The 559-nt window shown below is 50.4% G+C and carries 1 protein-coding gene; it reads right to left on the bottom strand.

Going from position 1 to position 559, the window contains the following annotated elements:
* On the bottom strand, positions 1-559 hold a 559-nt coding region (locus R7R78_RS28550; RefSeq protein WP_225474904.1), incomplete at both ends, for an extracellular solute-binding protein.

The following is a 559-nucleotide window of genomic DNA, read 5'->3' as shown; positions in this document are numbered from 1 at the left end:
TAATGCCATCGGCCAATAATGCCCATTCAAGGTTACCTTGAGGTTGCTTTTGTAGCGCTCGTCGACCGGGAAAGTTTGTTAAGTCAAAAAGGTCCGTCAACTTGGTTGGAGCCGTTTTGCCATTGAAAGCATCCTCGTTCACCGCTAAGACGGTCGATACGACGATGGTGTTAATCGCACACGCGTGGATCGCCCCATCGATAAAATCTTCTTTTGCTGGTGTCCCGTCAGCGCCGGGAGGCAGAATACTGGGGTTGACGGGTTCCAAAAGCCCTTCCGCGCAGCCTCGAACAATGTCTGGTTTATCCAGCGAGACCAAATCCCAACGCACGTTGTTTGCTTCTACTTGCGCTTTAATCTCCGCCAAACCGCCACTGAAATCCTCCGACACGATCTCAACACCAGTCTTTTGGATGAATGGTTTGTGGTAAGCCTCTACTTGGCTTTTGGTGAACGCGCCACCCCATGAGACGACCGTTAGTTTATCTTCAGCGTATGCCGAGGTACCCAACAGCATTCCTGAAATCAACATCACCAGTGGTGTTTTCGTCATTCGTGA

Source organism: Vibrio sp. 2134-1 (genome assembly GCF_033339495.1).
Note: the sequence above shows the minus strand (reverse complement) of the source record. Positions and strands in the feature narration are given on the sequence as shown.